The 14,351-nt window shown below is 66.3% G+C and carries 11 protein-coding genes; 7 read left to right on the top strand and 4 right to left on the bottom strand.

The features are described from left to right. Positions 1-30: 30 nt before the first annotated feature. Together P9A17_RS14090 and P9A17_RS14085 are read right to left on the bottom strand one after the other, a co-directional pair. Complete coding sequence (locus P9A17_RS14090; RefSeq protein WP_278039255.1) at positions 31-1,443, bottom strand: aromatic ring-hydroxylating dioxygenase subunit alpha; 1,413 nt, start codon at positions 1,441-1,443, stop codon at positions 31-33. A 13-nt stretch (positions 1,444-1,456) separates the two neighbouring features. Beyond that, complete coding sequence (locus P9A17_RS14085; protein ID WP_278039254.1) at positions 1,457-2,305, bottom strand: SDR family oxidoreductase; 849 nt, start codon at positions 2,303-2,305, stop codon at positions 1,457-1,459. A gap of 135 nt (positions 2,306-2,440) precedes the next feature. On the opposite strand from P9A17_RS14085, the gene P9A17_RS14080 reads away from it, so the two are divergent. From P9A17_RS14080 to P9A17_RS14055, 6 genes are all read left to right on the top strand, one after another. Further along, positions 2,441-4,048 (top strand): SMP-30/gluconolactonase/LRE family protein, encoded by a 1,608-nt coding sequence (locus tag P9A17_RS14080; RefSeq protein WP_278039253.1) that lies wholly within the window; start codon positions 2,441-2,443, stop codon positions 4,046-4,048. After that, positions 4,045-4,788, top strand: coding sequence for a GntR family transcriptional regulator (locus tag P9A17_RS14075; protein WP_278039252.1), 744 nt, complete (start codon positions 4,045-4,047; stop codon positions 4,786-4,788). Before P9A17_RS14080 ends, P9A17_RS14075 begins: the two co-directional genes overlap by 4 nt. Beyond that, positions 4,785-6,266 carry an AMP-binding protein gene (locus P9A17_RS14070; protein WP_278039251.1) on the top strand — a complete coding sequence of 494 codons (1,482 nt, stop codon included), beginning with the start codon at positions 4,785-4,787 and terminating at the stop codon, positions 6,264-6,266. Before P9A17_RS14075 ends, P9A17_RS14070 begins: the two co-directional genes overlap by 4 nt. 2 nt (positions 6,267-6,268) lie before the next feature. Then, entirely contained in the window at positions 6,269-7,033 is a 765-nt protein-coding gene (locus P9A17_RS14065) for an SDR family oxidoreductase (RefSeq protein ID WP_278039250.1), read from the top strand. Next, entirely contained in the window at positions 7,033-8,502 is a 1,470-nt protein-coding gene (locus tag P9A17_RS14060) for a long-chain fatty acid--CoA ligase (protein ID WP_278039249.1), read from the top strand. Before P9A17_RS14065 ends, P9A17_RS14060 begins: the two co-directional genes overlap by 1 nt. Before the next feature lie 85 nt (positions 8,503-8,587). Beyond that, on the top strand, positions 8,588-10,357 hold the full coding sequence (locus P9A17_RS14055) for a bifunctional diguanylate cyclase/phosphodiesterase (RefSeq protein WP_278039248.1): 1,770 nt from the start codon (positions 8,588-8,590) through the stop codon (positions 10,355-10,357). Between the two features lie 19 nt (positions 10,358-10,376). Here P9A17_RS14055 and P9A17_RS14050 read toward each other — a convergent pair whose 3' ends face one another. Both P9A17_RS14050 and P9A17_RS14045 read right to left on the bottom strand, forming a co-directional pair. After that, the gene (locus P9A17_RS14050) at positions 10,377-11,528 is read right to left on the bottom strand and encodes a hypothetical protein (protein ID WP_278039247.1); all 1,152 of its coding nucleotides are present in this window, start codon (positions 11,526-11,528) and stop codon (positions 10,377-10,379) included. An 87-nt stretch (positions 11,529-11,615) separates the two neighbouring features. Beyond that, positions 11,616-13,823, bottom strand: coding sequence for a molybdopterin-dependent oxidoreductase (locus tag P9A17_RS14045; RefSeq protein ID WP_278039246.1), 2,208 nt, complete (start codon positions 13,821-13,823; stop codon positions 11,616-11,618). Between the two features lie 163 nt (positions 13,824-13,986). Between P9A17_RS14045 and P9A17_RS14040 the strand changes: the two genes are divergently transcribed. Continuing rightward, positions 13,987-14,346 carry a hypothetical protein gene (locus tag P9A17_RS14040; protein ID WP_278039245.1) on the top strand — a complete coding sequence of 120 codons (360 nt, stop codon included), beginning with the start codon at positions 13,987-13,989 and terminating at the stop codon, positions 14,344-14,346. Positions 14,347-14,351 lie beyond the last annotated feature (5 nt).

The following is a 14,351-nucleotide window of genomic DNA, read 5'->3' as shown; positions in this document are numbered from 1 at the left end:
TCACGCTGAGGTTGACGAACTACGCCGAAATCACAATTCCTGGGGGTCGCCGGTGCCCATGTACTTGGACAGCTGGTGGTGCAGGTTCACGGTGCTGCGCTCGCGGTACGGGTTGGGCAGGGTCCCCGGGAACCCTGCCGACTTCATGCCCTGCTGAACCGCGGCCATGTTGGAGAAGTCCTGCGGCAGCACCGACAGCCAGTTGGGCGAGTCTTTCGGTGTGTAGGCCCACTCCGTCTGCGGCTCTTCGCCTTTCGGGTACAGCTCGTAGACCGCGACCTCGAAGATGCACTTATCCGGGTTGTAGCTCGGATCCGGGCGGGCGGAGTAGCACAGCGCACTCGTCAGACCCTGGCCGATCTGGAAGTTCGGGAACAACTGCCAGGCCGTGCCGCTCTGCCCGAGGATGTCGGGCGGGATGACGGGCCATTCGACGCCGCGGGCGGCGTCATCGCGGCGGGCCGACGCCAGCCAGTGCTGCAGCACCTGATCGGCGGGGGTGCCTTCGGGCAGTTCGTCGACGAGCCGCTTGGCGGCGTTCACCAGCGTCTGGGTGGTGGTCGCGTTGGTCTCTTCCATCGTGTAGACCTGCATCTCGGCGGTCGAGATCCGCGGGTCACCGGTGCCGAGGCGGATCTTGGACTTGGTCTCGTCCATGCCTTTCGGCGCGTCGTAGCCGATGTTGCTGTGCCGGCCCTGCGCCTTGGCCCAGCCCTTGAACTCACCGAACCTGTTGAACTCCGGGTGAGTGGTGAAGACGTGATAGGTCTCGTTGAAAGCCTCCATCGCGACTTTCCAGTTGCAGTCGAAGTACAGCCATTTGCGCCACTTGTAGCGCATGTTCTCCAGGCCGAACGGGTCGAGGATCTTCGACGCCGGGAACAGGTAGTCGACCAACGGCTCGCAGTCGGGGTCCATGTTGATGAACAGCCAGCCGCCCCAGGTGTCGACCTGCACCGGCGCGAGGTGGGTGTTGCGCGGGGTCAGCTTGCCTTTCCAGTCGTCCTGCTCACGAATGTGGGTGCAGGTGCCGTCGAGACCGTATGTCCAGCCGTGGAATCCGCACACGAACGACTTCCGCGCGCGGCCTACCGCGTTCTTGGCGCCTTCGGGGTTGTCGACGAGCTTGCGGCCGCGGTGCATGCAGACGTTGTGATGCGCGGCAAAGGAATCGGGTCCGGTGCGCACGATGATGATCGAGTCGTCGAGGATGTCGTAGGTGAGATAGCTCCCGATCTCGGGAATCTCCTCGACGCGGCCGACCTGCTGCCACACCTTGCGCCACAGCTTGTCTCGCTCGGCGCGCGCGTAGTCCGGCGAGATGTAGGCGTCGACGGAGATCGTCGTCGGCTCGGACAGGTCCTCGGCGATCTGACCTGTCGAGTCGTCGGGGGTGCCTTCCACCTCGATCGCGGTGTCGAGGTCGGATTCGGTGTGGGTCACTTCATCTTTCCTTTCACGTCCGACTTATCGCTTCCCGGAAGTTCTCGTCTTTCAGGAACAGCGAGGTGTTGTCGGCGCCGAGGTGGGTCCATTTCAGGTTCAGACCGCCGTCGACGAGCAGGGTCTGCCCGGTCATGTAGCTCGACAGATCCGACAGCAGGAACAGGATCGCGCCGGCCTGCTCTTCGGGCGTTCCCCTGCGTCCCATGGCGATGGCGGTCCGGTCACGTTCGGGGTCCTCGTCGACGTACATCCGCGAAGCGGCGGTCTCCGTGACGCCCGGCGCGACGGCGTTGACGCGGATGTTGTCGAGGGCGAGCTCGGCGGCCATGGTGCGCGTCATCGCCACCACCGCGGCTTTGGCTGTCCCGTAGGCGATATGGAACGGCGCGGTGTTCATGCCGCTGATCGACGAGATGGACACGATGGAACCGGCGTTACCGCTTCCCCGGATTTCCGCCGCCACAGCCTGGCTCATGAAGAACGCCGTCTCCAGGTTCGCCGTGAACAGCGCACGCCAGTCCTCCCGCGTCACGCGCGTGGCCGGCATCCAGGTCGCGGGGGCGGCACCGCCGGCGATGTTGACCAGACCGTAGAGGCGGCCGTCGAGCCGACGGGTCTGGTCGATGACGGCGGCGATGCCCTCGTCGGAGGCGGCGTCGGCGGCGACGGGGACGACGGAGAGGCCCTGCTGTGCGAGCGGGGCGACGTGTTCGTCGAGGTTCTGGGTGGACCGGCTGACCGCGACGACGGTTGCGCCCGCCTGGGCAGCCAGCCGGGTGATCGTCGTGCCGATACCTCCACCACCTGCGCCGGAGACCACGACGACACGGCCGGTCAGGTCGATCGACAGACCGGTCATTTGTCCGTACAAATAATGTTGCTCTCCATCGTGAAGAACACTATTCCGCAGGGGTTATGCGACCGTCAAGGCCGGATCGAGGGACATACCGCTCCTATTGTCTGGACTAGTGACCGCTTGCTAACGTCCGAGTTCATGACCCCGCCCACCACGGCGCCGCCGCCTTCTGCCCGGTACACCGCAGCCGATCCGACCCTTGCCGAGGGCTGGACGATCGAGCGACTGACCCCGCCGAGCCGACTGTTCGGCGCCAACGGATTGCGCACCGGCCCCGACGGCCGGATGTACATCGCCCAGGTGACGGGCAGTCAGATCAGCGCACTCGACATTGCGACGGGCGCGCTCGAGACGATCAGCCCCAAGGGTGGCGACATCGTCACTCCCGACGACATCGCCTTCGACCCGGCCGGCAACCTGTACGCCACCGAGTACATGGAAGGCCGCGTGAGTGTCCGCGACACCGCCGGCCGGACCCGCGTGCTGCGTGACGACGTCCCCGCAGCGAATGGCATCACCGTGCATCAGGGCCGGCTCTTCATCAACGAGTGCCGCGACGGCGGACGCCTGATGGAGTTCGACCTCGCGGGCGGGCCGCCCAGGGTGCTCGCCGAGAACCTCCCGTCGCCGAACGCGATGGAGGTGGGCCCCGACGGGCTGTTGTACTTCCCGGTGATGACGGCCAACGAGATCTGGCGAGTGAGTCTGGACGGGGGCACACCGGAGACGGTCGCCACCGAGCTCGGCGCGCCGGATGCCGTCAAATTCGACGCCGACGGATTCATCGTGTCGACGCAGGTTGCCAGTGGCCAGGTGCTGCGCATCGACCCGCGCACCGGGGCGAAGACCGTTCTCGCGCAACTCAATCCGGGCCTGGACAACCTGACCATCGTCGACGGCAGGCTGTTCGCCTCCAATTTCACCGGCGAGATCACCGAAGTGCTCGGCGGAGGTGAGACCCGCACGCTGCTACAGGGCGGCTTCAACTGGCCGCACGATCTCGCGATCGGGGCCGACGGCAGGCTTCACATCGCCGACGGCACCTATTTCTACGCGCTCGATGCCGACGGCACGCGCGAGGCGGTCGCGATGCTGTTCACCCCCGGGTATCCCGGCTACATGCGCGGTCTCGCCGCGACTGGTGACGGGGACTTCTACTGCACGACTTCCCTGGGCCAGGTCGGTCGCTATCGCCCCGGCGGTGAAACTCAATATCTGGCAACCGGTTTCGACCAGTTGTATGGCGTGGCCGCCGGTCCCGACGGAACAATCGTCTTCGCAGAGCTCGGCGCGGGGCGGGTGCACTCGCTGCGGTCCGGCACCGGCGCGGTGATCGCGAACGGGTTGGCCGAACCGAGCGGTGTGACGTTCGACCTCGACGGGAATCCGCTGGTCGCAGAGTCGGGCGCCGGCCGGATTCTCCGCATCACCGGGACAGGCGCGGACACCCTCGTGGACGAGCTCCAGACTCCGCAGGGGTTGACGGTCGACGGCACGACGCTCTACATCGTCGACGCCGGCGCCAAGGAGGTTGTCGCGGTGGACCTGAACACGGGCACCCGCAGCCTCGTCGCCGGCGGACTGCCGATCGGCGCCCCTCCCGGCGTCACCCCGAAACCGCTCAAGGGGATTCAGCCGTTCTCCGGACCGCAGGGGCCGTTCGCCGGGATCACCGCCGGACCGGACGGCACCCTGTACGTCTCGGCCGACGGTGAGGGCAGCGTGCTGGCGCTGCGCCGGACATGACCACGACGGCGGGCGATCACCGCTACCTGCAGGTGGCGCGTGCCCTGCGCAAGGAGATCGTCGACGGGGTGTATCCGGTGGGTTCGCAGCTGCCCACCGAACACGAACTGTGCGAACGGTTCGCGGTGAGTCGCTACACCGTGCGTGAGGCGCTGCGCCGACTGCGTGAGGACAACCTCGTGTCGTCGCGTCCCCGCGCGGGAACACTGGTGGTACCCCGCCCTGCGACCAATTCCTATGCGCAGGACGTCATGTCGATCGACGACCTGCTCGCGTTCGCCCAGGGTGCGCGCTTCGCGATCGAGACGAACGCCATGATCACCGTCGACACCACACTCGCCGAACGTACCGGCCTCACCTGCGGAACCGAATGGCTTGCGGTGACCGGATTCCGGCGCGCCGACGACGACACCGCCGCGATCTGCCGCACCGAGTACTACATCAACCGCGCCTTCGCCGCCGTCGGCCGGCTGCTGCAGCATCACACCGGGCCCATCTTTCCCCTCATCGAGGATCTGTTCGGAGTGAGTGTCACCGAGGTGCACCAGGAGATCTCCGCCGTCGTGTTCTCTCGTGAACTGGCACAGCGATTGGAGACCGAACCGGGCAGCGCCGGGCTCCAACTGCAGCGCACGTACACCACGTCCGACGGTGAGATCGCCCAGGTGACGGTCAACACTCACCCGTCGTCGAGGTTCCGCCACGCGATGACGATGCGCAGGGTCAGGGACATTCAGTGACCACTCTGGCCGACGCCCTGCGTGAGGCCGCGCGCGACACCCCGGACCGTGTCCTCGTCCGCGACGATGTCGCCGAGCTCACGTGTGCCGGATTACTGGATCAGGCAACGGGTCTCGCGTATGCCCTGATGAGCAGGATGCCTGTCGGAAGCGTCGTGTCCTTCACCGTGCCGAACTGGCATGAGGCGGCGGTCATCTACCTCGGTGCGACCCTGGCGGGGATGGTGGTCAACCCGATCTTGCCCTCGCTGCGCGATCGCGAGCTGAATTTCATCCTCGCCGACGCCGACAGCAGGATGATCTTCATCCCCGAGTCGTTCGGCGGGCATGACTACGCCGCCATGCTCGACCGCGTGGTCGCGCAACTCCCGAATCCGCCCGAGGTGGTCGTGGTCCGCGGCCGCGGCGCCTTCGCCGATCTGGTCGGCGAGCCGGGCGGTGGCGATCTCCCGGCGCTGGACCCCGACGCGACGCGGATGATCCTCTACACCTCGGGTACCACCGGGCGCCCGAAAGGTGTTCTGCACAGCCATCGCTCGTTGCACGCGCTGATCGACCAGCTCGGGAAGTTCTGGCGGATCGAGCCGGGTGACACGTTCCTGGTGCCGTCGCCGATCGCCCATATCGGCGGCTCGATCTATGCCTTCGAATGCCCCCTGCTGCTGGGCACCGAGGCGGTGTTGATGCAGCGTTGGGATCCCGACGCCGCGGTGGGGCTGATGCAGCGGCACCGGTGCACGCACATGGCCGGGGCCACCCCGTTCCTGACGGGACTGCTCGCGGCGGCCGAGCGGGGGCAGACCCGGCTGCCGGATCTGAAGGTGTTCATCTGCGGCGGCGCGTCGGTACCGCCGTCGCTGATCCAGCGCGCCAACGACTACTTCGACAAGGCTGCCGTGACCCGCGTGTACGGCTCGACCGAAGTCCCGGTGACCACGGTGGGCGCTCTCGACGACGTCGGCAGGTCCGCCGACACCGACGGCAGGCCCGGCATCGCCGACGTGATCCTGGTCGACGACGAGATCCGGGCACGCGGTCCGCAGATGCTGACGGGTTACCTGCACGACGAGGACAACCGCGAATCCTTCGACGAGTCAGGCTATTTCCGGACCGGCGATCTCGGCCGTTTCACCGACGACGGTTGTCTGGTGGTAACTGGACGGGCGAAGGACATCATCATCCGCAACGGGGAGAACATCTCCCCGAAAGAGGTCGAGGACCTCCTGGTCACGCATCCGCAGATCGCGGAGATCGCCGTCGTCGGCATCCCCGATCCGCGGACAGGGGAACGCGCCGTCGCGGCGATCGTGCCTGCCGAAGCCACCACCCCTGGTGTCGCCGAGCTGAAGGAGTTCCTACTGGCGCACGGCGTCGCGAAATTCAAGGTGCCCGAACAGGTCGTCCTCGTGGAAGCACTGCCGAAGAACGACGCGGGCAAGGTACTCAAGCACGTGATCAAAGCCGAATTGAAGGAGTGAGCATGCAGGTAGCGATCGTCACCGGTGCCAGCAGCGGCATCGGATTCGGCTGCGCGACAATGCTTGCCGAGCAGGGCATGGCCGTTCTTGGCACCGGCCGCGATGCCGATCGGTTGGCCGAGCTGGACAAGACGTCGGACCGGATCGCGACGCTCGCCGTCGACCTGACCGCCGACGACGCCCCGCAGCGCATCGTGGCCGCTGCGCTGGAGCGGTGGGGGCGCATCGATTTCCTCGTCAACAACGCTGGTATCGGCAGCCCGAAGCCGCTGCACGAAACCGACGACGAAACGCTCGACCACTTTCTCGGCATCATGCTGCGGGCACCGTTCCGGCTCGCGCGCGACGTGATCGTCCACATGCAGCCCGGGTCGGCCATCATCAACGTGACGTCGACCTTCGCCGTGGTCGGCGGCCTGCGCGGCGGCGCATACTCGGCGGCCAAAGGCGGTATGACGGCGCTGACCAATCACATTGCGTGCCAGTACGGTGCGCAGGGAATCCGTTGTAACGCCGTCGCACCCGGCGTGACGCTCACGCCGATGGTCGCGACACGGCTCGAGGATGAGCGGTTCCGCAAGATCAACACGGAGATGACGCCGCACCAGCGGCTGGGCAGGGTCGAGGACATCGCGTCGACGGTGGCGTTCCTGTGCTCGGAGGGTGGCAGCTTCATCAACGGGCAGACGATCGTCGTCGACGGCGGCTGGAGCTCGACGAAGTACCTGTCTGACTTCGCGTTGAACTCCGACTGGGTGGCAAGGTAGTGAATCTCTTCTCGCTGCTCGATCAAACCGCGGCACGTCACGGCGACCGCGGTGCCGTGTATCACGGTGAACGCCAGGTCCATACGTGGTCGTCGCTGCGTGAGCGGGCGCTGCGACTGGCGGGATCGTTCCGTGAGTTCGGGCCCGGTGCCCGCATCGCGGTCGCGAGCGAGAACAGTCCGGAGATCGTCGAGTTGATGTTCGCGATCTGGGCGGCCGAATGCGTCTTCGTGCCACTGAACTTCAAGCTGCATCCGCGTGAGATGGAGCAGATCCTCGACGATTCCGGCGCGGGCCGCGTCTTCGCCTCGACGAAGGTCGGCGCACAACTGGTCTCGGTCACATCGGTCCCCATCGAGGTGATCGGCTCCCCCGAGTACGAGAGCCGATGCACCGCAGATGCTTTGGCGGTGCCCCGTAACACCGAACCGGCGCTGCTGGCCTGGCTGTTCTACACCAGCGGCACCACCGGCAGGTCGAAGGGTGCGATGCTGTCGCACCGCAACCTGATGGCGATGACGGTCGCGCACCTCGCCGACTTCGATTCCCCCGACGAGAACTCCAGCCTGATTCACGGGGCTCCGATGTCGCACGGATCGGGACTGTATGTGCCGCCGTATGTTTCGCGGGGTGCGCGGCAGGTGATCCCGGCGACCGGGTCATTCGACCCCGACGAGTTCCTCGACCTGTGCGACAGCCATCCGGGCTGCAGCGCGTTCCTCGCGCCGACCATGGTGGCGCGGCTCGTCCAGACGGGGCGGTCGTGTCCCTCCAACTTGCAGACCATCGTCTACGGCGGTGGGCCGATGTACGTCGACAGCCTGAAAAAGGCTATGGCGGCCTTCGGGCCGATCTTCGTGCAGCTCTACGGACAGGGCGAGGCACCGATGACGATCACGGGCCTGCGCCGCCACGATCACATCGACGCGACGGACACCGTGCTCGGTTCAGTGGGTTACGCCCGGTCCGGCGTCGACGTGGCGGTGCTGGGCGAAGACGGTTCCCCGGCGGGGATCGGCGAAATCGGCGAGATCGTCTGCCGGGGCGATGTCGTGATGTCGGGCTACTGGAAGAACGCGTCGGCCACCGAGGCGACGCTGCAGAACGGTTGGCTGCGCACCGGGGACATGGGTTCGTTCGACGCGAACGGATTTCTGACCCTGCGCGACCGATCCAAGGATGTCGTGATCAGCGGCGGTAGCAACATCTATCCGCGCGAAGTCGAAGAGGTGCTGCTCGAACACCCCGCCGTGGTGGAGGCCGGGGTCGTCGGTGCGCCGGACGAGGAGTGGGGCGAGGTGGTCGTCGCGTTCATCGTCGGGGAGGTCGCGCCCGCCGACCTGGATGCGCATCTGCTCGAGCGCATCGCGAGGTTCAAACGGCCGAAGCGTTACGAATTCGTCGACGAGCTGCCGAAGAACAGCTACGGCAAGGTACTCAAGAGAGAACTGCGCGCGCGCCTGGGGTGAGCCGACCGGCGCGTTCGCACAGAAAGAGCCGCCGAAAGACCCCTACTTCCAGCAGCAACGCCGAACGCCACGTTACGATGGCGGCGTGGCAGGGGTGCGGGCCGGCTGGGCCGCAGTCAAGCGCGCGCAAATGTGGCCGGGAATCGCCACCTCCTTGATGTGGGCCAGGACCGCCGGATCGTGCTTTCTGTTCGGCGGCGTCCTCATCGCTCTCATCACCACACTGGCTCCAGCACACTTCGACGACGCCGCCCTGCAGTACACCAACGCGGCCATCGCCACCTCCATCGGACTCACCGTCCTGTGGACCGGATCCCGTGTGACGCTGTGGCAATTCCACGTTCTGGTCGTCGCCGCGTCGTTGCAGATCACGGCATCGGTGCTCGGATCGACCGGCATCGCCTCGGTCTCGGTCGCCACGTTGTTCGTGTTCATCGCGTGCTCGGCGTTCTTCGTCGCCTGGCCGACCGCGGCTGCGCATGTGGCGGTCGGAGTCGTGTGCTGCGTGGCGGCGTTGAGCTTCAGACCGGATGTGCCCTGGTTTACGGGTGTGGTCACAGCGGCGGTTACCGCGGCGATCGGAACACTGATCATCATCCTCGGTCAGAGTGTGGCCAAGGCGGAGCTCGACGATGCCACCGGTGTGCTCAACCGACGTGGCTTCGACCGGGCGATCGCCGCGGAGATCGGGCAGGCCCATACCGAGGAGGCCGGACCGGCCGTCATCCTCATCTGCGTCGACAGCTACGCCGCGATCCACACCGAGTTCGGCGACCACGCAGGCGACGAGCTGATGCAGCAGCTCGCGACGCTGTGGCTCGGCGTCCTGACACCCGAGCAGGTTCTGGCCAGGCGTGCCAACGACGAGTTCATCGTGATGCTGCCCGAAGCGACCGAGCAGGAGGCACTCGCGCTCACCCAGCGACTTCGCGTCGGCAGCTCGCAGGAGTTCTCCGCGGGCGTGAGCGCATGGGATGTCGGCGAATCCGCGGCGCATGTGCTCAAACGCGCCGACATCGCGCTCCGGCGCGCCCGGTCGGTCGGACGCAATCACACGATGCTCGAATCCGCACACCTGCCGACGCTGGCGGTCCAACTGCGCGACGCCCTCACCGAGGAATCGGTCGGTGTCCACTACCAGCCGATCGTCCGGCTGGCCGAAGGTTACGACGTCGTGGGCGTCGAGGCGCTCATGCGGTGGACGCCGATATTCGGGCCCGATCTGCAAGCGGGCGAGGTGATCCGGGTCGCCGAGGACAACGATCTGATCGCGGCACTCGACCAGTACGTGTTACGGCGGGCGTGCCTCGACGCACTGTGGATGCAGCAGAAGACACCGCAGCTGCGGCTGTCGTTGAGCGTCAACGTCTCCGGACTTGAGCTGGTCGAGAAGGGCTATGTCGACCGGGTCCTGGCCACGCTCGCCGAGACGGGCTGGCCGGCAACCCAGCTGGTCCTTGAGGTCACCGAGACCGTGATCGACGTGGACCGGCCATCGTCGATCCTGGCGCTGCACGAGCTTCGGACACACGGAATCCGGATTGCCATCGACGATTTCGGCACCGGCTACTCGTCGTTGAGCAGGTTGCAGAAGCTCCCCACCGACCTTCTCAAATTGGATGCGACGTTCATCGCGTCGATCAGCTCCGCCTCGTCGTCCTCGCCGCCGCTCCTGCATGCCGTCGCCGGTCTCGCCGACGCGCTGAGCCTGCCGATCGTGGCGGAAGGTGTGGAGACGGCCCACGAGGCGAATGTGCTTCGCGGGATGGGATTCGCCTTGGCTCAGGGCTTTTACTTCGGCAGGCCCCAGACGCGTGAGGGCATCGTCGGGGTGATCTCCCGCGCTGCGGGGTGAGAGTGGTTCGCGGGCAGTCCTACACGGGGGTGGTGTCCTCGCCACAAGTCGGCCCCTGTGGGTTGTCCTCGCCGGGCCGCTTGCTGTAGAGGCGGTCGCGCGCGTCGAGTGCGGCACGCAGATCCGCCAGCAGCGGATCCAGGAAGCCGGACCGGTACTCGCCGTCGCCGACCGCGCGGGCACAGATGTACATGTAGGTCAACGCCATCAGGAAGACGACGACCCGGATGAGTGCGGGCGGCGCCGGAATGGTCACCCCCAGCCATTCACCCTGCGTCGGGCCGCCACCCGTCAGGTGATTGACGTTCGCCGCGTTCATCACGATGAGGCCGAGCACCAGGTACAGCAGGCCGATGACGACGGCGATGGACACGGCCTGAATGATCTGGGAAACAGCCGCCACCACAATGACATTCGCCCGTTCGAGCGTGGTCAGCGGCCGTCGGTCTCCGCCGGCCTCCGATTCGGGCTCGTGCCACATGAGCGGCCCCACGGAGTCGAGGAGGCCCGCGATGAGATAGGAGGTGGCCACCCCGCCCAGGAACAGGACCATCAACCCGACACGAAGTCCGTCGATATTGGACGAGATCGTCCACAGAGGCGAGTTGAAGAACACCAGGATGGTGAGCAGCACGACGGGCAACGCCCTGAACAGAAGGCGGGCGGCGGATTTGAAGTGCCTCAGCGTGATACGCAGCGCCCAGCCCGCGATGGCGCCCAGACCCAGACCGGTCGCCACCACGATGGCGATGACAATCGAGCCGTCGATCGCGAAGTCCCGCAATACATCCAGGGGATCGTCCTCGTAGAAGTCCGAGAACGTCCCGGCGACCACCGCAACCAGCGCGACCGTTCGCCGCGCCACCACGTTGGACATCCGCGCGACCGCCCATGTGACGGCGACGACGGCAGGGACGATCAAGATCAGGACGACGGCAGCGAGCACTTGGAGGGTGGTGACGTTGTCGTCGTCGGTGTCGACGTCGCTGTCGCCGGAGGCCCACATGACGAAGAAGCTCGTCACCATCAGTACGGCCCACCCGGCCAGCACCGGCGCCGAGCGGCTCAGGACGTTGCGCCAGCGGGCGCGCCTTCCGATCACCGACGGAAGGCCGCGCTCGAGAAACCAGCGTTCCGCATCCGGTCCGTCAACCAGGCCGGCTGAACTCACCTGCAACTCCCGACAATCTGTGGCCCAGCGAGGGCTGTCAGCGCACTCTAGCCGAATGGGCCAGCAGGGTCGTAGATTACAGGCCGATCAGTCCGCCAGCAGGGTGACCGAGACCGCGATGTTGCCTTGGCGCGGCAAACCTGTGACGGCGTCGTAGTCGACGTCTGTGGGCACGAGCCGTCCCACGTTGGTGCCGTGCGTGCGGAACGTGCTGTCGTCGGTCGGCATACCACCGAACGCGTGGTGCATCGCGACGACGTCGCGCCGCAACGTCTCGTCGGCTTCCAGCACCGCAGGCACGCTGTCATGGCGCGAGGTGACGAGCACCGGGTCGCCGGACTCGATTCCGAGCGCGCTGACGGCGTCCGGGTGCATGTACACCGGGTTGTACGGCTTCCCCTTGTTCAGCGCGGGCAGGCCCGTCCCCGACGAGTTCATGAAGTTCTGGTGGCGCCGCGGAATCAGCCGGAACGGGAACTCGGAATCGGCTTGAGCGGAGACGAAGTCTTCGGCGAGGACATCGGCGAGTTCGGCCAGCATGTGGCCGTTTCCGACGTCCAGCCGGTCCGGACACCCAGGGTCTCGGTCCGCAACGACGGCGTCGACGTCGAAGATTTTGCCGTGCGCGTGACTACGCACCTCGTCGAGCGGAATGCGCGACGTGGCGCACATCTGGGCGAACAACTCTTCGGTGGTCAATTCGGTGTCGCCGTTCATCTGCAGCACGATCGGCGGCGATTCCATGAATCTGCCCCCGCCGCCGCCGAAGAAGTTCACGAACCACAACTCGAGTTTCATCCGCTTGGCAAGTCCGAGGAAGAACTGCCATTCCTCGATCAGGTCCGACCCGGCAGGCGGATCGACGATGCGCGGTACGTATTGTGCGTACGCCGCCGGGATTCCGGTCCCGCTGGTGTAGTACTTGATGAGCTCGCTGCCCATCGTCATGGCCGGCGTCTCCATCTGCATCATCGGGGCGATGACGTAGTCGGCCAGCTGGGACGTCAGTGACATCTCGGTGTCGAGGGTGACCAGCAGCTCGAGACTTTCCAGGGCCCGGTGGGTCTTTCGCTGATCCGGCCAGGCGGCCATCGGGTTCCCGCCGATGCAGATCAAGGCTTTGACCTGGCCCTCGCCATCGAGCAGGATCTCGTCGGCCAGAGCCGCAGTCGGCATTCCGCTCACCGTGTCGGTCAACCCCCGGACCCGGAGCCGTTCGCCGAAACCCCAGCCCTCGTAGGGCGGATGAGCCTGCGCCTTGGCCGTGAACGCCGGCATAAGCGTGTTCGGACGCGTCACCCGCTCGCCCGCACGCTGCCACCGCCCGCAGATCGTCGTCAGGCACAGGCACAGATACTCGAGCAGGTTGCCGTGCATCGCGAAGTTGGCACCTGTGCCTGCGTTGACCATTCCGCGTTTGGCGCCGTAGGTCGCGAATGTCTGTGCTGCGTCGAGGAGTTGGGACTCGGGGACGTCGGCCCGCTGCGCGACGTAGGAGGGGGTGAAGCCCGAGACCGCGCGCGCCAGGTCGTCGAATCCCGCGACGTTCTCGTCGATGAACGACGGGTCGTGCCACCGCTCGCCGATGATGATGTTGATGATCCCTGCCAGGATCGTGACGTCCTCGCCCGGTCGGGGCTGGAGGTGGATCGCGGCACGCGCCGCAGTCTGGGACCGACGCGGGTCGATGACGATCAGCTTCATACCGCGCTCCACGGCCGCCCGCAGATTCTGTGACGGATTCTGGCCCGGAATGCCGATGGCCTTGGATACCAACGGATTCGTCCCGACCAGCATCCAGCTGTCGGCGTCGTGGAAGTCGACGTCACCGCCCAGCCAGTGACCGTGTGCCGCGAGGGCGATCTGTTTGCCCGGCTGATCGATGGTGTTGGCGGTGAAGAACATCGGCGACTCGATACCGCGCATGAACGCATTGCCCATCAACGCCGAGGCGGGGTAGGGCAGGCCGTTGGTACCGAGGTACATCGCCACCGACCGCGGTCCGTGTTCGGCAATGAGCTGTTGCAGCCTGGCGGCGATCTCGTCCATCGCCTGCTCGGAACCGATGGTCGAATAGCTGCCGTCGGGCTGGCGTTTGCGACTGTGCAGAAGCCGATCCGGGTTGTTGTGGATCTCGGGCAGCGCTCTGCCCTTGATGCAGGTGTAGCCCTTGAACATCGGGTTGTCCGGGTCGCCTGTCACCTTGGTCAGCCGCCCGTCGGTGACGGTGGCCAGCACGCCGCAGTGGGCGGAACAGATTCGGCAGATGCCCGGCTGAACGGTCGTCGCTGACATGGGTCGTCATGCTAAGCGACTGCACAGCATGCTGCGGCCCAATCGCCGGAAACGTCACCGATGTGCGGTGGCCGCCGTCGAAGTTGGGATCGGTAGCCTGCCGCCGGTTCTGTACTTGTCCCATCGACGCCGAACGAGCGGCGCACCGCCAGAAGGAACAGACATGAACATCACCAAGCGGGCGATCGCCGGAGCGGTGCTCTCAGCTGGCATCGCGATGGGCAGCCTGGGAATGTCCAGCGGAGTGGCTGCGGCGGGGACCCCTCCCACCGGCCCGCTGAGCTGGTGCCCCGGTGACCCGCCGGTCGAAACGGGCAACAAGCGGGTCAACCCCGTGATCTGGGACAACAACATCTGCCACAGCTACTACATCGTCTACCACGGCCAGGGAAACGTCGCCCAGAACATCTGGGACGGTCCCAACCCTCCCGGACCTCCGGGCGACGGCGGCCCCTTCTTCACGCCCCCGCTCCCCCCGGGCTGGTGCTGGAGCCTGTTCCTGCCGGGACCCTGCCCCCGCTAGGTTGG

The organism is Mycobacterium sp. 236(2023), from assembly GCF_029623955.1.
In the GTDB taxonomy this organism is placed as follows: Bacteria; Actinomycetota; Actinomycetes; order Mycobacteriales; family Mycobacteriaceae; genus Mycobacterium.
Note: the sequence above shows the minus strand (reverse complement) of the source record. Positions and strands in the feature narration are given on the sequence as shown.

Bases quoted from the DNA above. Each gene is read 5' to 3' on its own strand.
- P9A17_RS14085 (WP_278039254.1), bottom strand. From the start codon at position 2,305: ATGACCGGTCTGTCGATCGACCTGACCGGCCGTGTCGTCGTGGTCTCC.
- P9A17_RS14080 (WP_278039253.1), top strand. From the start codon at position 2,441: ATGACCCCGCCCACCACGGCGCCGCCGCCTTCTGCCCGGTACACCGCA.
- P9A17_RS14075 (WP_278039252.1), top strand. From the start codon at position 4,045: ATGACCACGACGGCGGGCGATCACCGCTACCTGCAGGTGGCGCGTGCC.
- P9A17_RS14065 (WP_278039250.1), top strand. From the start codon at position 6,269: ATGCAGGTAGCGATCGTCACCGGTGCCAGCAGCGGCATCGGATTCGGC.
- P9A17_RS14045 (WP_278039246.1), bottom strand. From the start codon at position 13,823: ATGTCAGCGACGACCGTTCAGCCGGGCATCTGCCGAATCTGTTCCGCC.
- P9A17_RS14040 (WP_278039245.1), top strand. From the start codon at position 13,987: ATGAACATCACCAAGCGGGCGATCGCCGGAGCGGTGCTCTCAGCTGGC.